This window comes from Psychromonas algicola (genome assembly GCF_004378355.1).
Taxonomy (GTDB): domain Bacteria; phylum Pseudomonadota; class Gammaproteobacteria; order Enterobacterales; family Psychromonadaceae; genus Psychromonas.
Map to the genome: position 1 here is coordinate 42,648 of NZ_SNUB01000018.1, position 22,715 is coordinate 65,362.

General features: G+C 36.9%; 19 protein-coding genes and 2 tRNA genes. 7 read left to right on the plus strand and 14 right to left on the minus strand.

What is annotated here, in order from left to right; all coding sequences use genetic code 11:
* Positions 1 to 284 precede the first annotated feature (284 nt).
* Both E2R67_RS10280 and pomA read right to left on the minus strand, forming a co-directional pair.
* On the minus strand, positions 285 to 1,310 hold the full coding sequence (locus E2R67_RS10280) for a flagellar motor protein MotB (protein WP_208379510.1): 1,026 nt from the start codon (positions 1,308 to 1,310) through the stop codon (positions 285 to 287).
* Between the two features lie 5 nt (positions 1,311 to 1,315).
* Positions 1,316 to 2,089 carry a flagellar motor protein PomA gene (gene pomA, locus E2R67_RS10285; protein ID WP_134290870.1) on the minus strand — a complete coding sequence of 258 codons (774 nt, stop codon included), beginning with the start codon at positions 2,087 to 2,089 and terminating at the stop codon, positions 1,316 to 1,318.
* A gap of 215 nt (positions 2,090 to 2,304) precedes the next feature.
* Between pomA and xseB the strand changes: the two genes are divergently transcribed.
* The 3 genes from xseB to dxs are packed head-to-tail and all read left to right on the plus strand — an operon-like array spanning position 2,305 to position 5,330.
* A complete protein-coding gene (xseB, locus tag E2R67_RS10290) occupies positions 2,305 to 2,538 on the plus strand; it encodes an exodeoxyribonuclease VII small subunit (protein WP_134290871.1) in 234 nt (77 codons plus the stop codon).
* 33 nt (positions 2,539 to 2,571) lie between these two features.
* A complete protein-coding gene (gene ispA, locus E2R67_RS10295) occupies positions 2,572 to 3,462 on the plus strand; it encodes a (2E,6E)-farnesyl diphosphate synthase (RefSeq protein ID WP_134290872.1) in 891 nt (296 codons plus the stop codon).
* 2 nt (positions 3,463 to 3,464) lie between these two features.
* Positions 3,465 to 5,330, plus strand: a complete 1,866-nt coding sequence (gene dxs / locus E2R67_RS10300) for a 1-deoxy-D-xylulose-5-phosphate synthase (RefSeq protein ID WP_134290873.1) — start codon at positions 3,465 to 3,467, stop codon at positions 5,328 to 5,330.
* Positions 5,331 to 5,577: 247 nt separating this feature from the next.
* Here dxs and E2R67_RS10305 read toward each other — a convergent pair whose 3' ends face one another.
* The 6 genes from E2R67_RS10305 to E2R67_RS10330 form a co-directional block, all read right to left on the minus strand.
* On the minus strand, positions 5,578 to 7,119 hold the full coding sequence (locus tag E2R67_RS10305; RefSeq protein ID WP_134290874.1) for an ABC transporter substrate-binding protein: 1,542 nt from the start codon (positions 7,117 to 7,119) through the stop codon (positions 5,578 to 5,580).
* Between the two features lie 2 nt (positions 7,120 to 7,121).
* Complete coding sequence (locus E2R67_RS10310) at positions 7,122 to 7,640, minus strand: phosphatidylglycerophosphatase A family protein (protein ID WP_134290875.1); 519 nt, start codon at positions 7,638 to 7,640, stop codon at positions 7,122 to 7,124.
* A 10-nt stretch (positions 7,641 to 7,650) separates the two neighbouring features.
* On the minus strand, positions 7,651 to 8,637 hold the full coding sequence (gene thiL, locus E2R67_RS10315; protein WP_134290876.1) for a thiamine-phosphate kinase: 987 nt from the start codon (positions 8,635 to 8,637) through the stop codon (positions 7,651 to 7,653).
* Positions 8,634 to 9,632 (minus strand): 23S rRNA pseudouridine(2604) synthase RluF, encoded by a 999-nt coding sequence (gene rluF / locus E2R67_RS10320; protein WP_134290877.1) that lies wholly within the window; start codon positions 9,630 to 9,632, stop codon positions 8,634 to 8,636. Before rluF ends, thiL begins: the two co-directional genes overlap by 4 nt.
* Before the next feature lie 89 nt (positions 9,633 to 9,721).
* Positions 9,722 to 10,006 (minus strand): hypothetical protein, encoded by a 285-nt coding sequence (locus E2R67_RS10325; RefSeq protein WP_134290878.1) that lies wholly within the window; start codon positions 10,004 to 10,006, stop codon positions 9,722 to 9,724.
* A 206-nt stretch (positions 10,007 to 10,212) separates the two neighbouring features.
* A tRNA-Leu gene (locus E2R67_RS10330) sits at positions 10,213 to 10,298 on the minus strand.
* A 267-nt stretch (positions 10,299 to 10,565) separates the two neighbouring features.
* Between E2R67_RS10330 and E2R67_RS10335 the strand changes: the two genes are divergently transcribed.
* Positions 10,566 to 10,641: transfer RNA gene (locus E2R67_RS10335), tRNA-Ala, on the plus strand.
* Between the two features lie 30 nt (positions 10,642 to 10,671).
* Here E2R67_RS10335 and tesB read toward each other — a convergent pair.
* From tesB to thrA, 4 genes are all read right to left on the minus strand, one after another.
* The gene (tesB, locus tag E2R67_RS10340; protein ID WP_134290879.1) at positions 10,672 to 11,586 is read right to left on the minus strand and encodes an acyl-CoA thioesterase II; all 915 of its coding nucleotides are present in this window, start codon (positions 11,584 to 11,586) and stop codon (positions 10,672 to 10,674) included.
* A gap of 64 nt (positions 11,587 to 11,650) precedes the next feature.
* A complete protein-coding gene (thrC, locus tag E2R67_RS10345) occupies positions 11,651 to 12,928 on the minus strand; it encodes a threonine synthase (RefSeq protein WP_134290880.1) in 1,278 nt (425 codons plus the stop codon).
* Entirely contained in the window at positions 12,925 to 13,881 is a 957-nt protein-coding gene (gene thrB / locus E2R67_RS10350) for a homoserine kinase (RefSeq protein ID WP_134290881.1), read from the minus strand. Before thrB ends, thrC begins: the two co-directional genes overlap by 4 nt.
* Positions 13,882 to 13,883: 2 nt before the next feature.
* On the minus strand, positions 13,884 to 16,346 hold the full coding sequence (thrA, locus tag E2R67_RS10355) for a bifunctional aspartate kinase/homoserine dehydrogenase I (protein WP_134290882.1): 2,463 nt from the start codon (positions 16,344 to 16,346) through the stop codon (positions 13,884 to 13,886).
* 545 nt (positions 16,347 to 16,891) lie between these two features.
* Here thrA and arcA point away from each other — a divergent pair.
* Entirely contained in the window at positions 16,892 to 17,611 is a 720-nt protein-coding gene (arcA, locus tag E2R67_RS10360) for a two-component system response regulator ArcA (protein WP_134290883.1), read from the plus strand.
* A gap of 69 nt (positions 17,612 to 17,680) precedes the next feature.
* Here arcA and arcB read toward each other — a convergent pair whose 3' ends face one another.
* Positions 17,681 to 19,939 carry an aerobic respiration two-component sensor histidine kinase ArcB gene (gene arcB / locus E2R67_RS10365; protein ID WP_134290884.1) on the minus strand — a complete coding sequence of 753 codons (2,259 nt, stop codon included), beginning with the start codon at positions 19,937 to 19,939 and terminating at the stop codon, positions 17,681 to 17,683.
* 274 nt (positions 19,940 to 20,213) lie between these two features.
* Here arcB and folE2 point away from each other — a divergent pair, with 274 nt between their 5' ends.
* Positions 20,214 to 21,134: a GTP cyclohydrolase FolE2 gene (gene folE2 / locus E2R67_RS10370; protein WP_134290885.1), complete on the plus strand. Its 921-nt coding sequence runs from the start codon at positions 20,214 to 20,216 to the stop codon at positions 21,132 to 21,134.
* Positions 21,135 to 21,221: 87 nt separating this feature from the next.
* On the opposite strand, the gene E2R67_RS10375 is transcribed toward folE2, so the two are convergent.
* A complete protein-coding gene (locus E2R67_RS10375; protein ID WP_134290886.1) occupies positions 21,222 to 21,899 on the minus strand; it encodes a pseudouridine synthase in 678 nt (225 codons plus the stop codon).
* Positions 21,900 to 22,091: 192 nt separating this feature from the next.
* On the opposite strand from E2R67_RS10375, the gene E2R67_RS10380 reads away from it, so the two are divergent.
* Positions 22,092 to 22,478 carry a hypothetical protein gene (locus tag E2R67_RS10380; protein ID WP_134290887.1) on the plus strand — a complete coding sequence of 129 codons (387 nt, stop codon included), beginning with the start codon at positions 22,092 to 22,094 and terminating at the stop codon, positions 22,476 to 22,478.
* Positions 22,479 to 22,715: the final 237 nt, after the last annotated feature.

Sequence of the window (22,715 nt, forward strand, 5' to 3'; positions counted from 1 at the left end):
ACAATATTCAAAACTTAACTATGTTGAAGTGTTTAAGTAAGTCAGATAATGCTGACAGTTATCATTAAATATGTAGATGGCTAAGCCAAATGCTATTATTTTTGAGAGTAATACCAATCATAGTAAGTAACTGATCTTTTTTACTTGTTAAAATAGCTTAGTTATTTAATACAATTGGTATAAATCGAGAGTACAAAAAAAGGTGAACAAAACTCAATCGTTTTATTCACCTTTTTATTACTAACAATAAATTTATTGATAACACAAAAACTAATCAGAATGATTTAATTACCTTCGCTGTAATCAGTACCTACTTCACCACTTTCAGCAGCTTCACCTTGCATAATACTAATTTCAACACGACGATTACGACGACGCTCTACATCGCTTTTACCATCGCTAAGAGGTTTGGTATCTGCGTAACCCACAATCGACATTTGTTTATCTGTAATGCCTTTTACTTTAATCATTTCATGGGCAACAGAAGCGGCACGCTGAGCAGATAAATCCCAATTAGAGCGATATAACTCTGATTGAACAGGTTCGTTATCAGTATGACCAGAAACAGTTATCACACCAGGAATATCTACTAATATAGTCGCAATTTTAGTGATCACAGGTCTAAAGCGAGGTTGTAAGAAAGCTGAACCAGAAGGAAAGGCGCCTTTTTCTCTCACTCGAATAATTAATTGTTGTCCTAAAGCTTCAATTTCAATAGCACCATCTTCGATTTCATCGCGCAATTCTTTAGCTATTTTCTGAGCTAAACCTTGTTGAGCAGAAACACCCGGAGAAGGAGTTTGGTCAGTGACAGCAGATTGCGTGTCAGATTCATCTTGCTCTTGTATCGGAGCTTCATCTTTTTCAGAATCTGCAGAGGCTTCTAAGTCTGAAGTTTCTGTAGGTAGATCTTGACTCGCTTCTTCTTCTATTTTGCGATCCGTCTTACGAATTTTAACGTCTTCTTGACCGCCCACTTTGCTGCTTTCACCATCTTGAAAATCTAATTTCGCTTTAGTTATTTCAATGGTTTGTTGCATAACCACTTCGATAGGCGTTGGCTCTGGCTTACCAGGGCTAAATTCTTGAGCAATAACCGACGTCCCTTTTGGGATATCTTCTACTTTTACTTGGTTTTGTACACCAAAAGCAAACTTCATAGAGCCTGCTATCTGCTTAAACTTCAATACATCCATTTCTGAAAATGAAAGAAGTAAAACAAAGAAGCACATTAGCAAAGACATTAAGTCTGCAAAAGTCGACATCCACCCGGGGGCACCTGGAGGTGGACATTTACATTCTTCTTCCATGTCCACTAAGCCTCGCCTTCACTTGTTGTGCCATTAGCACGTTTAGATTCAGGTAAATAATTACGTAACACGCCTTCAATAACACGTGGATTTTGTCCATCTTGAATCCCTAAAACACCATCTAGAATAAGATTACGATTTAGTTTTTCTTCTGCCGATCTTAATTTTAATTTATCTGCAATTGGAATGGCTGCCATATTCGCTAGCACAGCACCATATAGTGTAGTTAACAGGGCAACGGCCATCGCAGGTCCAATGGATTTTGGATCATCCATGTTAGAAAGCATGGCAACCAAACCGACTAATGTACCAATCATTCCCATCGCAGGAGCAACATCGCCAAAGTTAGTAAAAATAGCGGCACCAGTGTCATGGCGCTCGGCGGTTAATCGAATATCATTTTGTAATGTATTACGCACCACTTCCGCATCATGCCCGTCCACGAGCATATCAATGCCCTTTTGCATAAAGGTGTTAGTGATCTCGGCTTCTTCAAGCGCGAGAAAACCGCCTTTACGAGCTGCATCAGCCATTTCAACGATTTTTTCGATTAGTAAATCAGAAGCTTCTATTTTAAATAGAAACGCTTTCATTGCGATTTTGATTGCACCAAAAAACTGCCCCATGTTGTATTTCATCATAACAACAAAGGTTGTTCCTCCGAATACAATAAGAATAGAAGTGACATCAACAAACATTTCCAGTGTGCCACCCAACAGCATTGCCATGATTACAAAAGCAAAAGCGCCTATAAGTCCGATGAGAGTTGCTAAATCCACAAAAACATCCTTACAATTTAAGAGTTAAGCCATTTAAATAAACAGTATAGCTATATATCAATAGAATGCAGCCAAACACATATTATTTAAAGGGAAATTTTGTACAGCTTACTAAATAGTTCACAACTTCACTAGTTAGAAATTATTTTTCTCTGTTAATTTGACATATTAACCAGTAACGGTAACCTTGCATCAAATCTAAAAGAGAGAATCCCATGGCCCTGAAAAAACCTGAAAATATGCAATACGAAGAAGCAATCGTTGAACTTGAAGAAATTGTTCAACATTTAGAGCAAGGTGAATTACCACTAGAAGATGCATTAAAGCAATTTGAACGTGGTATTTCATTAGCACGTAGTAATGGTCAAAAGTTACAACATGCACAACAACAAGTTAGCATTTTAATGCAAAATGATGCCCAAGCACCTTTAGAAGATTTTAAAGAGTAGCTTCTTTTATATTTCAAATAGTAAGTAGTTTACATGACCGAACTAATCTCAACTATGCAACAATACCAAGCTCGTGTAAATCAACAGCTTGAAAAATATATCAATCATCAGACACCAATTGCAGAAACATTAAATGAAGCAATGGTTTACGGTGCACTATTAGGTGGAAAACGAGTACGTCCTTTTCTTGTTTATGCCGTTGGTGAGATGCTTGATAGCAAGCTGGAAACATTGGATCCTATTGCAGCATCAATTGAATGTGTCCATGCCTATTCATTAATCCATGACGATTTACCCGCCATGGACGATGATGCATTACGCCGAGGCAATCCAACCTGTCATGTGAAATACGATGATGCTACAGCCATTCTCGCTGGTGATGCATTACAAACTTTAGCCTTTGAGGTACTGTCTACTGAAATCCCAGCTTTATCAGCCAAAGCCCAATTGAAAATACTCAATACGCTAGCGAAAGCATCTGGTGAAAAAGGAATGTGCGCGGGGCAAGTATTAGATATTGCGGCGGAAAACCAAGCTATCTCATTAGCTCAATTAGAAACTATTCACAACGCAAAGACAGGCGCATTAATATTAGCAGCAGTGCAAATGGGCGCATTAACAAAAGAAGATATCGCCCCAAAAGAGTTTGAGCTTTTGACTCAATTTGCGGTAGCCATCGGTTTAGCTTTCCAAGTACAAGATGATATTTTAGACATTATTAGCGACACAGAAACATTAGGAAAACCACAGGGTTCAGATCAAGCATTAAATAAATCAACTTACCCTGCTCTGTTAGGTTTGCAAGGTGCGCAACAAAAAGCGCAGTGTTTATATCAAGAAGCACTACATGCTTTATCACAATTGCCTTATAATACGCAGTTACTCGAATCGTTTGCCCATTACATAATTAAACGTGATAAATAAATATGCCATTGGATTTAAAAAATTACCCATTACTCGCGAATATCAATTATCCAGAAGATCTGCGTTTATTAAAAAAACACCAATTACCTGCTTTATGTGATGAATTAAGACAGTTTCTATTAACAAGTGTTAGCCAAACTAGTGGTCACCTTGCTTCAGGATTGGGCGTGGTAGAATTAACCGTTGCCTTGCATTATGTTTACAACACACCTTTTGACCATCTACTTTGGGATGTTGGGCATCAAGCTTATCCCCATAAAATATTAACGGGCCGTCGTAATCAAATGTCTAGTATTAGACAGTTTAAAGGTTTACATCCTTTCCCATGGCGCGAAGAAAGTGAATACGATGTATTAAGTGTTGGTCATTCATCAACGTCTATCGGAGCAGCGTTAGGACTTGCTATCGCAGCAGAAAAAGAAAATAAAAACCGTAAAGTTGCAGCGGTTATTGGTGATGGTGCGATCACCGCTGGCATGGCATTTGAAGCATTAAATCATGCCGGTGATTTACAAAGTAATATGTTAGTCATTTTAAATGATAACGAAATGTCGATTTCAGAAAATGTAGGCGCATTAAATAATCATCTTGCTAAAATATTATCGGGTGATTTATATACGCGATTACGAGAAAGCAGTAAAAAAGTATTATCAACGATTCCACCTATTAAAGAATTAGCTAAAAAAACTGAAGAACATTTAAAGGGCATGGTGTCACCTGCGACTATTTTTGAAGAATTTGGCTTTAATTATATTGGTCCAATGGACGGACATAATGTATTAGATTTAGTTGAAACACTCAGTAATATGCGTTCGCATTCAGGCCCACAATTTCTTCATATCATGACCAAAAAAGGCAAGGGTTACAAACAAGCAGAGTTAGATCCAATTGGTTATCACGCCGTTCCCAAATTTACCCCCGATCAAGACTTACCTAAACCTAAGCCATCGGCCCCTACTTTCTCTACAATATTTGGAGATTGGTTAAATGATATGGCAGATAAAGATCCTAAGCTGAATGCGATAACCCCAGCAATGCGTGAAGGCTCTGGCATGGTTAAGTTCTCTAAACGTCACCCAGATAAATATTATGATGTTGCCATTGCTGAACAACATGCAGTGACCTTAGCGGCAGGCATGGCGATTGCCGATTTACATCCTATTGTTGCTATCTACTCCAGTTTTTTACAGCGCGCCTATGATCAAGTTATTCATGATGTTGCTATTCAAAATTTAGGTGTGTTATTTGCTATCGACAGAGCTGGTATTGTAGGAGCAGATGGTCCAACCCATCAAGGAGCTTATGATTTAAGCTTTTTACGTTGTGTACCAAACATGGTGGTCATGACACCGTCAGATGAACAAGAATGTCGCGATATGTTATACACAGGACATTTATTAAATAGCCCTGCCGCCGTTCGTTACCCAAGAGGAAGTGGAACAGGGATTACTGTTAACAAACAAATGACACAATTAGCAATAGGTAAAGCCAACCTCATTGCAGAAGGTAATACATTACTTATTTTATGTTTTGGTACTTTTTTACAAGCAGCTAAGCCTGTGGCAGAAAAATTAAACGCAACCTTAGTGGATATGCGCTTTGTAAAACCTCTAGATCAATCATTATTAACAACGCTTTCGGCAACACATTCGCAAATCGTGACTATTGAAGAAAACAGTATCGCAGGTGGCGCAGGTTCAGCTGTGAGCGAGTTTTTAATGACACAGCAATACAGTGGCAAAATATTACATTTAGGCTTACCTGACAGCTTTATAGAGCAGGGAACGCAACAAGAAATTTATACCATGTTAAAACTAGATAGTGCAGGCATAGAAGAGCAAATAACAAACTTCTTTTCTGACAAATAAAAAAACTTAAAAAATAGAAAAGGGCTAAAAGGTTAACATTAATAATGACCTTTTAGCCCTTACAAAAATAAATACTCTGTTAAGCGATTATTGATCTAATAATACCAATTGCGTTAAATATGTTATCTAAATTTTACGAAGAAAAAACAGTTCAATTCAAGGCATAAATTGACGTAAATGGTTGTTCCCTTTGCGAAATTTATAACGAAGAAGTGGGCTGTTTTAGCCAGTAAAATAGATAAGCTATTTATCGTGATTGGTATAATACTTCTTTATCTTGATGTTCATTTTTTAATAACGACCAATATGGAATACCGTTACTTGAAAAAATGTCTTTAAGATTATAATTCCCGGACTCAGCCCAGATTGTTGCTTGAGAAAATAAAGGTACAATCCAATCTTCTTGCTGCAATAATTCAAAATATTCAAACTTTGAATTAAAGCTATTAGTCACAGCACCTTGCTCAGATTTATCACGTAAATAATCGCTTAAAAAACTATTAATAAACAAGTCATCATACACATTATCTCGGCTTAATAATGTCGTCTGCCAAGTTGATAAAGTGAGATCGTAATATAAATTAGTTTTGTTCCACACTTCCTTTGAAGTCACTTTTTGTATGGTGACTTCAATACCGATCCGTTTAAGCATATTGGCTATAGTTAAGGCAACCTTCTCCATATCAATTTGCTCATCTAACATCACCAAAAGCGATAATTGTTTAGGAAGCGTTAATGTTTTTAACATCGCCTTTGATTTATTTAAATCATAGCTCGGTGAAGCTACTGAAACGTCCATTTTCTGATTTGGAAGTTGCTTTTCTGTGAGTGAAATAATAGAAGCATTAACATGTCCTGCACCATTTAAAATATGCTTTAACATACCTTCTTGATCAATCGCTAAATGTAGTGCTTTTCGCGTTTTTGCATTTTTTAACGCAGGAGTTAATTTATCATTAATAGCCAGAAAAACAGCATTAGGCGAATCCACTTGCAGTAAACGTTTCATTCCATTTTCAGATGCATCTTTAATACTTTCATTAGGAGTTGCATAACTGATTTGAACATCATCAGAGAGCAAAGCAAATAGACGAGATTGCGCGTTGTTCACTTGCATAAAACGAAAATATTTAATGTTGGAATAGCCATCCCAGTAACTTGAGTTAGAGACAAGCTCAATGCCTAACAAAGGGTTATATTGATTCACAATATAAGGGCCAGTACCAGAAACAGGGAGCTTTTTTACTGACGCTGAAATTAATGTAGGCGCTTTTGTTAATAGCGTATGGTTTTTATTATAAAAAGACGAATCAAGAATAAAGATCGCAGTGAGATAATCAAAAAGTTGAATGCTTGATAAGCGAGAAGTCATATCGAAAGTGTATCTATCAATGATTGTAACTTTATCTAAACTATTAAAAAAAACATTACTAGGTTGTTTTTTTGCTTCTTCAATAGACCAAATAACATCTTTAGATGTAAGAAGATTTCCCGAATGAAAACGAACGTTTTTACGTAAATAAAAGCGTATTGTTTTATCATTAATACGTTTCCAGCTTTTTACCAATCTATTTTCTATTTCATGGTTTTTATCCCAGCGAAATAATGGGTCAAACAACAAGTGCTTAAATTGAGGAGCCATTTCACCTTTATCTGTGAGTGGATTAAAAGAAGTAGGCGTTTGCTCGATGGCTATGGTGACTATTGGATTTGTAAATGTGAGTTGCTCTTGAGAAAAGCAAGCAAATGAATAACACATTGAAAAAACAAAACACCAACGCAACCACATAATTAGCCCCAATAATGGAGCATGGCGGCCAGTACTAACGCAGCAAAAATACCAGCAACGATATCATCAATCATGATCCCAAAACCACCTGCGACTTTCTTGTCTAACCAACTAATTGGAAAAGGTTTTAATACATCAAAGAAACGAAATAAAGCAAAACCCACGGCAACCCAAATAAAAGGAATAGCAGCACCATTTTGAATGCTAGGATATATAATGAGTACGGGTAACATGGTGATCCAATAACCGACAAACTCATCCCATACGATAGATTTATGATCGTGAACTCCCATCGCCTCACTGGTTACATGGCAAAACCAAAACCCAGCAACACTGGTCACTATTAACACCGCAACATACCATTCAATAGAGAGTAGTGCTAAAAAGTAAAAAAACGGAATAGCAGCAAGCGTACCAAAAGTACCTGGAGCAACGGGCGCTAAACCACTGCCAAATCCAACAGCAGCTAAATGCATTGGGTTTGAAAGTTTTAGTCCATCTAAATCATCGCGGTTTAACATGTTTTGTACCTTATTTAAAATGATCCCAACCTGACAGAGTTAATGCTATCGGTTGCTGTTTAAGTGTGAATAATAATGATTGAGTATTATCAACAGGCGCTTTAATTTCACCTATTTGGAAACAAGTTAATCCCAATTTGTCTAGTTCAGGTTTTAGTAATGCTAGTTTTTGCTTAGTAATAGTAAACAATAACTCATAATCGTCACCGCCAGTAAGTGCAAATTGCCAAGCTTGTGACTGAGTTATATTTCCGTGTTTTATTTCTGCTTGCATCGCAGTTGATAGCGGTAGAGATTCTAATTCTATTTCCGCTCGACATTGGGATTGGCTTAAAATATGGGAAAGGTCTTGAGTTAGCCCATCGGAAATATCAATACAGCTTGATGCCTGATCGACTAATAACGAAGCTAAGGTTAAACGAGGCTCTGTTATTTCTAATGCATCAATAAAGGGGTGTGAATTTGCAAGTTGCAGTTCTGCAACTTTACTGGCTAACCCGACTCCGCCGTCGCCAAGCGGCCCGCTACAACAAAGAATGTCTCCAACGTTTGCATTACTACGCGTTAACGCTTTACCTTTTTTGACAATCCCCTTTGCTGACACAGTAATAGACAAAGGACCTTTTGTGGTATCACCACCAACTAAAGTAACGTTATATTTATCCGCTAATGTAAAAAAGCCTCTGCAAAATTCCGCTAACCAAGTTTCATTTATATCAGGTAAAGTGATCGCTAAAGAGACCCACTTTGCCGTTGCTCCCATCGCAGCTAAGTCACTTAAATTGACTGCCAAAGATTTATAACCTAAACGGTAAGCATCAACATCCTCAAAAAAATGAATGCCTGACACTAAACTATCCGTAGTAACAGCAAGTTGATGCCCTTCTGGAAGATCCAAAATTGCACAATCATCACCAATACCAAGGGTCACACCTTGAGACGGCTTAGATGTTCTTTGAAAATAGCGTTTGATAATATCAAACTCACCTTGACTCATTTGCGTTTAAGAGAAAGTTTAGGTTTCAATGAAAGCGGTGATTTACCCTTATTACTAGTACTAGTTTTAGCGTTTTTATTCACAAAAACTTTCTTTGCTTTAGGTGTCGATTTTTCACCCGCTTTACCATAATACGGACTAGCATCGGCCGCTTGTTTTTGACGAGATAATTTAGCGTTATTTTTATTGCTATGATTGTTTGTTTGATGGCTAATACTGTTGTTTGCAGTTTGTTGCGCTTTAGGTTGTGCGGTATTAACGGCTGTTTTTGAAGATCCTGCAACGGCGGTATTGATTTCCAGCATCTCTTTATCAGACAGGTTACGCCATTGTCCTGCTTTTAAATTATCTAAAGTTACGTTCATAATGCGTGTACGTTGTAAACGCGTTACTTCATAACCTAAATATTCACACATGCGGCGAATTTGGCGATTTAACCCTTGAGTTAAAATGATCGTAAATACAAATCGGCTTTCTACTTTAACGATACAAGGTTTAGTGATTGTATCTAAAATAGGTACGCCGCGTTGCATTCTATCAACAAAACGTTCACTTAAAGGTTGATCTACCGATACACGGTATTCTTTATCATGAGCATTTTCAGCACGTAATATTTTATTAACAATATCGCCATCACTGGTTAAAAAGATCAAACCTTCTGAAGGTTTATCCAAGCGACCAATAGGAAAAATTCGCTCTTTATGCTTGATAGCATCAATAATATTACCGTAAACATTACGCTCAGTTGTACAAGTAATACCTGTCGGTTTGTTGTAAGCAATATAAATACGATCAGACTTATTTGCCGCGATTTTGTTGATACGTTTACCATCAACAAATACTTCATCGCCGGGCTGAACTTTGGTACCAAGTTCAGGAACTTGTCCATTAATTTTAACGCGACTTTGCTCAATTAATTTATCCGCTTCGCGTCGAGAACAATACCCCGAATCACTGATAAATTTATTAAGACGTTTCTCGGACTCTTGACTCACAGCAAACCCCAATGTTATTTATTTAACCACTCTTTAAGGCCCGTATTAAAGCATAATCAGGGGGTTAACGGAAATGAAATGAGGTGGATTTATCGTTCACTGCGCCACAAAATAACTCGGCACTGATCACATGAATGATAAAACTTAGTTTGCTTTGGATTTTCTGTTTTATCCTGTAGTTGTTTTTGCGTGATCGAGTTCGATCCACAATGTATACAAACAGCTTTATTTGTTTGGTCTTTAAGCTTCTTATTTTTCTTATAACGCTCAAAATCGGGTAATGTTTCCCAATCACTTTGAGGGGCTGGCTTATTGCGTACCACCACAAAATAGAGAATTAACATGGTTGCAATAATGATGATGTAATCTATCACTTTTCATTCCTACTATTTAGTAAACTTAACATAAGTATAAATGTTTTAGACTTTAAGTTTTAAGTAAAAAAGCTTAGTAAATATGATGTAGGGATTTTAGTATCAATAAAGATGAAATAGATTCGATAAGCACCCAAAAAATAAATCCAGAAACTCAAATTTTAGGTAAAAAAAAGCTTCGCAAATGCGAAGCTTTTTCTTGAAATTGGTGCCCGGAGACGGACTTGAACCGTCACGACCATAAGTCGAGGGATTTTAAATCCCTTGTGTCTACCGATTTCACCACCCGGGCGATTGCTTAAAGCGTTCTCAAGCAAGTGAGGCGTATTATAGAGAAGTTAATGCTAACCACAAGCCCTAATATTGAATAAAATTGAAATTATCAACTGACTGCCGATAATTTCAACACTTTGATAATTAACGAGCAATTATTGTTTAAAATATAAACCCAACATTTATAAAAAGCACAGTTGTTTATCCACTCACTATAAAATAAACACAATTGACAACAAAAAATAATAGAAATACAATCACTTACGTTTAATCGATATAGTTTAGTGGGGCTATAGCTCAGCTGGGAGAGCGCGACGCTGGCAGCGTTGAGGTCTGCGGTTCGATCCCGCATAGCTCCACCACTACCATTTCATGTCTTTGTTAGCTAAGTGTTATAACCTAATGTGCTTAGGGTCATTGTCTTCGGCAGATTCTGCAGGCGTCATCTTTTTACGCTGACGGATCAAACCTTCCTGAATCGTTGACGCGACTAATGTTCCATCACGAGTAAAGAATTGACCTCGAACCAATGCACGACCATCAGAAGCCACAGGGCTTTCAACAGAATATAATAACCACTCATCGAGTCTAAAGTCTTGGTGGAACCACATAGAATGATCAACGGTTACCACTTGCATACCTTCACTTAAGAAAGAAACACCGTGCGGCTGTAATGCGGTAGGTAAAAAGTTAAAGTCTGACGCATAGGCTAATAAATAACGATGAACACGTAAATCGTTAGGCATCTTCCCATTTGCTCTAAACCATACCAAACGCTTTGGCGCTTCAACATCAGGTTCAACAGGGTTAACAAAACTAACAGGTCTCATTTCAATTGGTTTCTCGCCCACCAGCTTATCGCGAATAAATTCGGGTAAAATATCAGTATGAATTAAGGCCATTTCTTGTTCTGAAATAAGCGATTCAGGATCCGGTGCATTAGGCATTTTATCCTGATGCTCAAAGCCTTTTTCAGGTGCTTTAAATGATGCTGTCATATAAAAAATAGCTTCACCATTTTGCACTGCTTTAATTCGTCTAGCTGATAGCGACTTACCATCTCGGATCCGCTCTACATCATAAACAATAGGTTGATCTGTTTTACCTGCACGTAAAAAATAAGAGTGAAAAGAATGCACCTTAAGATCTGGCTTCACTGTTTCTTTTGCGGCAGAAATGGCTTGTCCCATTACCTGTCCACCAAAAACAATACCTAATCCTAAATCTTGGCTTTGCCCTCTGAATAAGTTTTCTTCTAACTTTTCCAAACTTAATTGATGTAAAAGATCGTTTAATACCTTACCCATTTCTGACTCCAAAAAAAGGGCGTGATAGACGCCCTTATAGTGTATTTAATTAGTCACAAGCGAATTATAGAGACATTAATAATTCACGTACTTTTGCAAAATCTACAGGAAACTCTTTTGATAATAAAGGTAACGCTGCACGTGAAGCTAATTCTTCAGGAATGAAAATGTCACGCCCTAAAATCTCTTCAACGCTTTCTTTAAATTTAGCTGGATGTGCAGTACACAAGAATAGACCTGTTTCGTTATCTTTTAACTGTTTAGCTAATTCATGGTAAGCAATTGCGCCATGTGGTTCACATAGGTAACCTAGTTTATCCATTTTAATTAACGTATCTTTCGTTTCTTGGTCAGATAATTTACCGTAACCTAACTCACTTAATGACCACCCTTTTACTTTGAATAATTCTTCAATACGTGGCCAGTTATTTGGAGCACTTACGTCCATTGCATTTGATAAGGTTGCCACTGTTTTCTTAGGCGCCCAAGTTCCTTCTTGCAGATAACGAGGAACCGTATCATTTTCATTGGTTGCAGCAATAAAACGTTTAATCGGTAAACCTAGCGCTTTAGCTAATAAACCAGCTGTTAAGTCACCAAAGTTACCACTTGGTACAGACACCACTAAATTTTCACGTTGTTTTGCATCTAATTGAGCAAAGGCTTCAAAGTAGTAACAAATTTGTGCAACTAAACGACTAATATTAATCGAGTTCGCAGAGTTTAAGCCAACAGCTTGTTTTAACTCTTGATCATCAAATGCTTGTTTAACCATTGCCTGACAATCATCAAAGTCACCTTCAACAGCAACCGTTGTAATATTGCCGCCTAATGTACAAAACAGTTTTTCTTGTAATGGGCTAATTTTGCCTTTCGGATAAAGGATCACTACATTGATGTTTTCCATACCGTAAAAAGCATGTGCAACAGCAGCACCAGTATCACCAGAAGTCGCTGTTAAAATAGTAATTTTGCCATCGTCTTTAAATTGCGCTAAACATTGCGCCATAAAACGGCCACCAAAATCTTTAAAGGCTAACGTTGGACCATGGAAAAGTTCTAATGCATTAATCGTTTCTGTTACTTTTTTCACAGGCGCTGGGAAAGTAAATGCTTTTGATACGATCTCGAATACAGCTTCTTTACTTAATTCATCACCAATTAGATGCGATAAGATTTCAGTTGAACGGTCAACTAAATTCATTTCAAGTAATGCATCAACATTCTCTAACGGTTTGATTGTTTCAGGAAAAAACAAGCCTTGGCCACGTCCTAATCCTTGCTTAACAGCTTGTTGAAAGTTTACTTGTTCGCTGTTGTGTGTGATGTTGTATAAATTCATAGTTCTTTTCCTAACACGCGTGCACCTTGTTCATCAAGGTGACAAATATGACAAAAACCTTCTTCATTTTGAAGGAAGTTTTCTGTTAACCAGTTTTTCAATAATTCAGCTTGTGATAAATCGTTCATCACAGCAAATACAGTTGGACCCGATCCTGAAATACCCATCGCTAATGCACCACTTTGTTGTGCAAATAAACGCGCTTCATTAAATCCAGGAATCAACTGTGAACGGTACGGCTCTGCAATCACATCCTTCATCATCTCTGCTGCTAAAGCAGGTTGATTACTATGACATGCATGTACAAATGCCCCGAGGCGACGACCATAAGTTAACGCATCGGCTAATCTGTATTGTGATGGTAAAATATCACGCGCTGCCGCCGTTGAAATGGTAATACCAGGATAAGCAACGACCCAGTACCATTCTTTAAATGAAGGAATTGTTTGGCTAATTTCACCGCCTTCATTAACCATTAATTGCATGCCGCCAAGATAACAAGGTGCGACATTATCGTAATGTACACTACCGCTGATTTTCCCTTCCATTTCCCCCATAATGGTGAGCATTGCATGTTCATCTAAAAGATAATCATGCCATGCATTTAAGGCTTCTAATGCCGCTACAATAGAGCTCGAACTTGAGCCTAATCCACTGCCTACAGGAAGATTTTTTTCTAGCGTCATTTCAACAGGTAGAATTTCTTTGTTTAGTTTTAAAATAGCAGCTTGATAAGCTAAGTAACAATCGTAAACAATATTACTTTCAAAATCAGCAGGCAACTTATGTGAATAAGGCCCTGTACACTGTAATGAAAAGCCGTAATCACCTTTAGTAATTTTAACGCGGTCACCTAATGGTGAACCATCAATAGGAGTTAATGCCCCACCTAATACGTCAAACCCTACACTCACATTAGCCGTTGAGGCTGGAGCGTAAACAACAATAGACATACTTAAAACTCCTGTTTCCAGTTGAGAGTACGAAGTACGTCAGCAAATACACCTGCTGCTGTCACTTCTGTACCAGCACCATATCCACGTAATACTAACGGGATTGGTTGATAATACTGGCTATAAAATGCTAATGCATTCTCGCCATCTTTTACTTTATTTAACGGATCATTTGCATCAACCGCCATAATACTACATTTACATTTACCATCTTCAATACTACCGATGTAACGTAACACTTTGCCTTCTTCATCTGCTTTATCTTGTAACTCTTTAAAATAAGCATCGGCTTGTGGTAAACGTTCCATAAATTCATCTGCAGTGCCTGAGTCATCAAAACCCGGTGGTAAAGCTTGTTCAATTTCAATATCGTCTAATGACAATTCCATACCTGCTTCACGCGCTAGAATTAATAATTTACGTGCTACATCAGTCCCACTTAAATCATCACGAGGGTCTGGCTCTGTAAAACCAATACCACGCGCTTCAGCGGTTACAGCAGAGAAAGACTGCCCTTCATCTAACTTACCAAAGATGAAAGATAATGAACCAGATAAGATACCATTAAACTTAATTAATTGGTCACCTGCGTTAAATAAGTTTTGTATATTTTCAATAACAGGTAAACCCGCACCAACGTTTGTATCGTAAAGGAATTTACGACGTTTCATTAATGCAGTTAAACGTAATTGGCGGTAGTAATCCATGCTACTTGTATTCGCTTTTTTATTTGCAGTTACAACATGGAAGCCAGCCCCTAAGAAATCAACATAACGAGCAGCAATCGCATCATTACTTGTACAATCTACGATCACAGGATTAATGATATGCGACCCATTCACCAAGTTTTTCATATTAACTAATGAAAGCTCTTCGGTGGCATCTTTTAATAAATCACGCCAATTATTTAAATCTACACCTTGCGTATCTAATAACATGGCACGACTATTCGCCACACCACAAACACGAATAGTAATATTACGTTCAGCTAAATAGCTTTGTTGACGATAAATTTGATCAATCAATGCACCACCAACACCACCACAGCCAATGACAAATAAATCGATAAACTGAGTACTGCTAAAGAAACTATGATGACAAGCCATCACAGCTTCATTGGCTTTTTTCTCTGAAATCACAGCAGAGATAGAACGCTCTGACGATCCTTGTGCAATCGCAGTAACATTAATAGAAGCATCAGTTAGTGCCGTTAAGAAGCGAGCTGAGATGCCTTTTTCTTTCTTCATTCCATCACCAACTAAAGAAATGATTGCTTGCTTATCAACAACATCAATTTCTTCAAGCAGGTTGTTTTCAAATTCTAAGCTAAATTCTTCAGTTAATGCCGAAATCGCTTTTTCAGTATCATTTGAATAAATACAAAAACTTAAACTGTATTCTGAAGATGATTGAGTAATTAGAATAATAGAAACATCAGCACGAGAAACAGTAGAGAAAATACGCCCTGCCATACCCACAATGCCTTTCATGCCAGGACCAGACACGCTTAACATACTCAAACCTTTAAGATCTGAAATGCCTTTAACACGTAACTTTTGATCGCTTTTTTGCGCACTAATTAATGTGCCTTCAGCTTGTGGGTTATGCGTATTTTTAATTAAACATGGAATTGCGTGCTGTGCGATAGGTGCAATGGTTTTGGGATGTAAAACCTTAGCACCAAAGTAAGAAAGTTCCATTGCTTCTGCATAGCTTAACGATGTTAATAATGTTGCATCTTTTACTAAACGAGGATCACAACTATAAACTCCATCAACATCAGTCCAAATTTCACAACATTCAGCTTTTAAACAAGCCGCTAACACTGCAGCTGAATAATCAGAACCATTACGTCCTAATACTAATGTTTCACCTTCTTCGTTACCTGCTGTAAATCCAGGCATTAAGTAAATCGCATTAGCATTGATAGTTTCTTTAGCAAACAACAAACGTGAAGCTTTAATATCAATTTGGGCTTCTAGGTAACCACCTTTAAAAGAAATTAATTTCTCTTGCGGTACGATCACTTCAACTTGTTGGCCTTTAGCAAGTAATAACTGCTTCATACAAGCAACGCTTAATACTTCACCTTTACTCAAAATACGCGCTTCAATACTAGGAGGACATTGCCCTAATAAACGCACGCCTTCCAATAATTTGGTCAGTTCAGCAATTTCATTTTCAAAGGTATTACGCAATAGATCATCAGCTAATTCAGCGTAGGTTTCTTTTAAGCCTTTAATTAACTCTGCAAAAATGGTTTGAATAGCCACTAGATGTTCGTCAGCAGATAGACCTTGACTGGTTTTTTCCACAACGGCTACTAAGTTATTGGTCACACCTGATGGTGCAGACAAAACTAAAGCGATTTGAGATTGTTGTTGATTGTTAATAACAATATCAGCAACCTGATTGAAACGTTGAGCATTTGCTAATGAAGTGCCGCCAAACTTAAGTACGCGCATCGTACCTCCCTGCTGTAATACGAAAAAACCCGCCTTCAATAGCGGGTTTTATGAATAGATGGATTTTGCTTTTTAAACATAGCAAAAAAAGCTGCGAACTAAGCGCAGCTTTTTTCAATTTAACCTTAAAGTACAATACAAGATCCATGGTGGTGATAATTTCGTTGTTTAATTAGATGAATATGCCTTTATTATATCAAAGCTTATTGCGTACTGAAACAAGCAAGCGAGCACACTTGCAATTAAAAAGCATAACAAATAGCAAAAAGTGAACTTTCCTATGACCTCTGAGATTGATAAATATCAAACACAAGTGGTAAAACTGTAATTAAACTACATAATAAGTTGTTATCTATATGTTAAGTAATTACACTTTGCACCATAAAAACCATTACATTTTACAAACTATATTCGCCTTATCTCTCACCCTGTGAAGTATTTGTTTGAATAATCGGTCAATACAAAAAGACCGACAACTGGTTTTACTTGGTTTTGTGATATGTCATAAAACAGGAAAAGAATTATCAATTCTATAGGAGTCATTCATGTCTAGCGCTAATATTTTAGTTGTTGAAGATGAGTTAGTAACACGTAGTACATTAAAAAGTGTTTTTGAAGCAGAAGGTTACCAAGTTTTCGAAGCAAATGATGGTACTGAAATGCATCAAGTATTAAATGAAAACGAAATTCATTTAATCATTATGGATATTAATCTACCAGGTAAGAATGGTTTATTGTTAGCACGTGAAATACGTGAGCATAAAAACATCGCATTAATCTTCTTAACGGGTCGCGACAATGAAGTCGATAAGATTTTAGGATTGGAAATTGGTGCGGATGACTACATCACTAAACCATTTAATCCACGTGAATTAACTATCAGAGCACGTAATTTACTATTACGTACCATGCAAGATGCTTTATATTTCGAAGAAGTTCGTCAGAAAGTTGAACATTATAAATTCAGTGGCTGGACATTAGAGATTGATAGCCGCTCTTTAATCAGTCCAAATGGTGATGTATTTAAACTACCACGTAGTGAGTTCCGCGCCATCTTACATTTCATTGAAAATCCAGGGAAAATACAAACCCGTGCAGATTTATTAATGAAAATGACAGGACGTGAATTAAAAGCACATGATCGTACTGTTGATGTCACTATTCGTCGTATTCGTAAGCATTTTGAAAGTGTACCAGAATCAGCTGAAATCATTGCAACGATTCATGGTGAAGGTTACCGTTTCTGTGGTGAACTAGAATCTTAATCCCTGTTTAGCAATTTAAATGTAAAATTGAAAAAGGCCAACATTGTTGGCCTTTTTTGTATTTATCAATTAATTAGCTTGATTTGCATTTGCAACAATCCACTTCTTCAGTTTCTTTATATCCTTTAAATACAAACTCTTAATTAGTTCATGCCAATCATCGATGTTATCCCACCAAGCCGGTAAATCGGGAGATTGCATTTTTTGCGCTAGTTTTTGAATGCGTAGTAATCCGACGGAAGCCGCAGCTCCTTTAATTTTATGCGATTTACTCACAATCCCTTTTTGATTTTTCGCCACCATATGACTATCCAATATCGCCAAGTATTCTGGCATCAAGTTTTCAAATAACTTGAGGTTATCTAACATCACCGACATGGGTAAGAATTCCATTAATTCCTTCAACATTTCTTCATTAAACAATGCAGTTTCAGGATCAACAAATTCATCAACTTCGACATTTACATCATTGTTAACAACTTGTAAATTTTCGGAGAAGTGCCTTTCGAGCATGTTATTAAATAACGACAAATTGAGCGGTTTACTAATAGCATCGTCAATACCTTTATCAAGGAATTTTTGTGGATCAGAAAATACATTCGCCGTTAATGCCACGATAGGAGGCAAATGCTCATGGACTTCACGTAAACGTCGAGTCACTTCATACCCATCCATATCTGGTAACTGAATATCCATCAAAATTAATTGGTAATCGGTAGCAGCTACTTTATCAATAGCTTGCTGACCATCCATTGCGACATCAACGTTATGCCCTTGTTTTTCGAGCAAGGCTCGCGCAACAACCACATTTAATTCGATATCTTCAACTAGCAATATAGAGAGCACTGGCGCATCAAAGTCACTACTTTCAGATTCTGCCGGTAAGCAGCGCACAGGAAGATGTAACTGAAATGAACTGCCCTTATCTAATTCACTTGTCACAATAAAATGACCACTCATTGCTTTTACAATGCGATTGGATACCGCCAATCCAATCCCTGTTCCCGTCGCATGTCGATTACCTTCAACCTGATAATACATTGCAAATATCTTTTCTAATTTATCTTGAGGTATACCAATACCGGTATCTTCAATTTCAAAGCATAACCAAGTTTGATTATCTTCAATGTAACTAGAGCAGTAAATCCCCACTTGCCCTTCTTTTGTAAACTTAACGGCATTGGTAATTAAATTCCATAAAACCTGTCGTAAACGGGTATCGTCAGATTCTATAAAAGCAGGTAATTCATTTTTTTGTTTAAAGATTAATTGCAGCTTCTTTTGCTCTGTTTGAATATAAGCCAAACTTTGTAAATCATTCATAAAGTCTTGCGTATTGATTCTATCTTTCACCAAGTTTAAACGACGTCTGTCTAATTTATCTAGATCCACAATATCGTTAAAAATATTACCTAAAGTGATTGCACTCATATGAATGGTTTTAAGATATTGAGTTTGTTCTTTATTAAAATTCTCATCCAATAACATACGGCTTAATCCAACAATCCCATTAAGTGGTGTTCTCAATTCATGGCTAATTGTTGAAATAAAAGTCGTTTTATCGCGGCTCGCTTTTTCTAAAAATTCTTGATGTTTTTTACGTTCAGTAATGTCACGACCAAAACTGATCAAACCTATACATTCTTCTTCACTATTAAATAAAGGCAAAGCACGCACTTCAAAATAAGCCATACGCCCATTAGGATATTGCAACCAACATTCATGAATTTGTTCTTGATGAGTTTTAATGACATGTTCATGGCGAGATAACACTTCCAATGCATAGTTTTCAGAATAAAGATCCTGTGGAGACAGTCCCACCAATTCAGCTTCTGTTTTACCAGATAAAGCTTCCATTTCTTTATTACAACTAACAAAGCGCCCTTCTAAATCACGATGGAAAATCAAATCCGGAGAGGTATCTAAAAAGGAGCGTAATAAGCTAGCGCCTTGTCCTAATTGATGTTGTGTTTTCTGATGTTCTATAATTTCTTTTTCTAATAAATCTGTTTTTGCTTTATCGTCTTTAGAGATATTTTCTAATTTTTTAACTATCGATCCCAATCGTTGCCGTGCATTATCTAAATCGTCCACAACAACTGTTAAAAAGTAAACTGCCCAAGGGGTTATCAAAACACCTAATACCGCTGATCGAAAAAGGTCCGCTTTATCTAAAGGTTCTGAAAAGGCTTCAGCAATAATCACCTGCAAACAAGCATCGAAGAATATAACTGCAAAAGCTAATAGCAAACTGAACTTTATCGGACCAAGGCGTTTTAACAAAGCCACATAATAATGCACCCAAGTTTTTAAATTAAATAGACTCACATAACCTCACAATACGGATTCAACATTCCAGCAACAAATATAATGATTCACATTGTACCTACTTTTATTTATTAGTTTTGCATAATCAATCCTTTTCATGATCAAGATGAAATAATCTTTTATTAACCACTATTTTTTCAAGAATAGAAGTAAATTATCAATCAGTTAGTTAAAACCTTTGTATTTCATGGTTTTTAATTAGGTAGAACAGGTCTATAATCCGCGCCTAATTTAAAATTATTTAATCATAAGCATGTTGAAGGGAGCCTTATTCATGGCAATGCCAGATATCGCAAATAGTGCACAAGCTCAAACCGAAGGGACACTGGACCGCGTAGGAATGAGTAATATTGAATTACCATTGATGGTACAAACAGATAACTGCCCAGCTCAACAAGTTAGCGCAAATGTAGAAGTGTTTGTTAATCTTGGCGATCCAAAAGCAAAAGGGATCCATATGTCTCGTTTGTATTTGCAACTGGACGAGCTTTCAACAGAGTCTGAATTAACGCTAGAGACATTAAAAACCTTATTAAAAGGATTTATTGAAAGCCATAGCGATTTGAGTTCTGAAGCTTTTGTTAAAGTTGCTTTTGATTACAACCTACGTCGTAAATCATTAATCAGTGAAAAACGCGGATGGAAAGCTTATCCAGTAGTCATCATTGGCCGTTTAATTGATGGCGAGTTAGATTTTGAACTAAAGGTAGATGTACCTTATTCTTCAACGTGTCCTTGTTCAGCCGCTTTAGCCCGTCAACTGATTCAAGAAGCTTTTAGTAAGCAATATGAGCAACAAACAACAGTAGCAAAAGATGAAATAGTGAATTGGTTAGGCTCTACACAAGGTATCGTGGCAACGCCACACAGCCAACGTAGCGTTGCAGAAATTAAAGTTAGACTAGCGGACTCAGCGGAAAACTTTCCAATTATCGCATTAATTGATTTAGTTGAAGCAACATTAAAAACGCCAGTTCAAGCAGCGGTAAAACGTGAAGATGAACAAGAGTTTGCGCGTTTAAATGGCCAAAACTTAATGTTCTGTGAAGATTCAGCGCGCCAATTACAATTTGCACTCAATCAACAAGCACAATTTGATGATTTTTGGTTACGTGTTAATCACTATGAAAGCTTGCATGCACACGATGCAGTATCAATTACAACCAAAGGGGTCAAAGGCGGTTATCAAGCTTAATTATTCGCTTAATAACAACCTCTTAATAAAAAGCCCTTAATCAATTCAAACTGATTAAGGGCTTTTTATTATCAACACTTTACTGAATTATTGACCGTCCACAGGCTCAACAAAAGGCACATCTGTTTTAAACACAATTTGCTTTTTAGTATAAGGATGCTGAATTGAGATCTCGCTTGCATGAAGTAATAAACGGGAAGACATGATTAAAACATTTTCTTCTGCATAAAAGTCATCACCTAATATAGGATGACCAATCGCTAACATATGTAAACGTAATTGATGAGTTCGTCCTGTTACAGGCATTAATTTAACTAAAGTTGTTTGTTCACCATAACTCACTACTTCATAGAAAGTTTTACAGGCCTTGCCTTTTTCATGATCAATTTTGTGTTTAGGTGGATTATCGACATCTTTAATTAAAGGCACATCAATACAGCCTTCTTTTTCCTTTATAAGCCCAAATACCCGCGCGTAATAAATTTTCTTGGTTTCACGATCTTGAAATTGACGTTTCAATTCTCGTTCTGCATCTTTACGTAAAGCAAAAATAATCACGCCAGAGGTTGCTAGATCTAAACGATGCACAGTATGACTATTCGGATGCTTTTCCAATAAACGACTATACATACTGTCATGACGTTCAATATCTCTTCCCGGTACCGATAGAATGCCAGCAGGTTTATTAAAAACGATCATATCTTTATCTTTATAAAGCGTATCTAACCAAGGCTCTGTAGGTGGATCATAATGAAAGTCATTCATAGGTTTTTATATTCTGTATTTGAGTCACTGAAGAAGCGCTAAAGATACCTGTTTGCTAACGCTTTATCAATTAAGCTTTCTCGCTTGTTAAAGATAGTCATTGAAAGACTTATGTATCAGAATTGCGGTTGCATCTCCCCTCTTCAAACAGTAAAGTTAAACTAAATTATTTATTAAAAAGGCTAAATAAATATGCAAGCAGAAGCACTTCCAATCACAATCACAGCAGATCAAGGTTTTTCAAGTGCCTTACGTCCTTTACTGCACAAGCTAGAAATGTGGATCAACTTCCAAGCATTAAAAGCCGATTGGTATGGCGATGAAAACCACGTACTTACTTTTAATTACATGTTTGTTAAAACTCTAGAAGATAAAAAACAAGAGATGAAAGTGGATAACTGGGTTGTCGAAAAAGGCTTTGCCTACCACTATCAAAGCAGCAGCCTAACCACCAATGCCTTTATAGAAATCAGCGATTTAGTAAAAAATAAAACAGGTATAGAGCAAGCAATAAAAAGTAGATTAACCCGTGTCGCGAACGCTGTAGCCAAAAAACATGGCTTGGTGGCGTTAGTGTAAGTGAATATTAAAATAGTTTTACTTAATACTCAGTAATATTTCTACCAAATTAATTTGAAAAATATCTAAAGAGTTTAAATTATAGATGAAAAAATCGCTCAAATACATTTTAATAAGACCCTGTCCTAAAATCTGTGTAATTGCCTATCATTAACTTAATCATATTAAGGATAGGTAATTATGAAAAAAGAAGAGTTAGAAGCATTCGCCCTTAAAGCATCAAAGGGATTAAAGTCT

Coding starts and splice junctions, on each gene's coding strand:
- E2R67_RS10280 (WP_208379510.1), bottom strand. CDS start 1,310: ATGGAAGAAGAATGTAAATGTCCACCTCCAGGTGCCCCCGGGTGGATG.
- xseB (WP_134290871.1), top strand. CDS start 2,305: ATGGCCCTGAAAAAACCTGAAAATATGCAATACGAAGAAGCAATCGTT.
- ispA (WP_134290872.1), top strand. CDS start 2,572: ATGACCGAACTAATCTCAACTATGCAACAATACCAAGCTCGTGTAAAT.
- dxs (WP_134290873.1), top strand. CDS start 3,465: ATGCCATTGGATTTAAAAAATTACCCATTACTCGCGAATATCAATTAT.
- E2R67_RS10305 (WP_134290874.1), bottom strand. CDS start 7,119: ATGTGGTTGCGTTGGTGTTTTGTTTTTTCAATGTGTTATTCATTTGCT.
- E2R67_RS10310 (WP_134290875.1), bottom strand. CDS start 7,640: ATGTTAAACCGCGATGATTTAGATGGACTAAAACTTTCAAACCCAATG.
- thiL (WP_134290876.1), bottom strand. CDS start 8,637: ATGAGTCAAGGTGAGTTTGATATTATCAAACGCTATTTTCAAAGAACA.
- tesB (WP_134290879.1), bottom strand. CDS start 11,586: ATGGGTAAGGTATTAAACGATCTTTTACATCAATTAAGTTTGGAAAAG.
- thrC (WP_134290880.1), bottom strand. CDS start 12,928: ATGAATTTATACAACATCACACACAACAGCGAACAAGTAAACTTTCAA.
- thrB (WP_134290881.1), bottom strand. CDS start 13,881: ATGTCTATTGTTGTTTACGCTCCAGCCTCAACGGCTAATGTGAGTGTA.
- thrA (WP_134290882.1), bottom strand. CDS start 16,346: ATGCGCGTACTTAAGTTTGGCGGCACTTCATTAGCAAATGCTCAACGT.
- arcA (WP_134290883.1), top strand. CDS start 16,892: ATGTCTAGCGCTAATATTTTAGTTGTTGAAGATGAGTTAGTAACACGT.
- folE2 (WP_134290885.1), top strand. CDS start 20,214: ATGGCAATGCCAGATATCGCAAATAGTGCACAAGCTCAAACCGAAGGG.
- E2R67_RS10375 (WP_134290886.1), bottom strand. CDS start 21,899: ATGAATGACTTTCATTATGATCCACCTACAGAGCCTTGGTTAGATACG.
- E2R67_RS10380 (WP_134290887.1), top strand. CDS start 22,092: ATGCAAGCAGAAGCACTTCCAATCACAATCACAGCAGATCAAGGTTTT.